The sequence below is a fragment of the Xenorhabdus bovienii genome (assembly GCF_024721015.1).
In the GTDB taxonomy this organism is placed as follows: Bacteria; Pseudomonadota; Gammaproteobacteria; order Enterobacterales; family Enterobacteriaceae; genus Xenorhabdus; species Xenorhabdus bovienii.
Map to the genome: position 1 here is coordinate 1 of NZ_JANAIF010000463.1, position 250 is coordinate 250.

The 250-nt window shown below is 64.8% G+C and carries 1 protein-coding gene; it reads left to right on the plus strand.

The genetic code is table 11. The annotated features are described in order from the left end of the window. Positions 1–250: hypothetical protein (locus NXS07_RS21410; RefSeq protein WP_438818401.1), on the plus strand; the 250-nt coding region annotated here is incomplete at both ends.

The window sequence follows — 250 nt, forward strand, 5'->3', positions numbered from 1 at the left end:
GGAAACCACCGAACGGCTGGTCTTCAACAAGCTGCTGACAGGCGGGTTTCGTCTGGGCGTCAGCCGCAAGCTGATGACCCGCGGACTGGCACAAGCCACCGGACAGGACGAGGCCGAACTGGCACACCGCCTGATGGGGGACTGGCAGCCCGACACGACAAGCTACAATGCGCTGATCATGGCCTCCGATCCGTCTGCGGGCCTTTCGCGCCCCTACCCCTTCTGCCTGGCCCACGCACTTGAGGGAGTG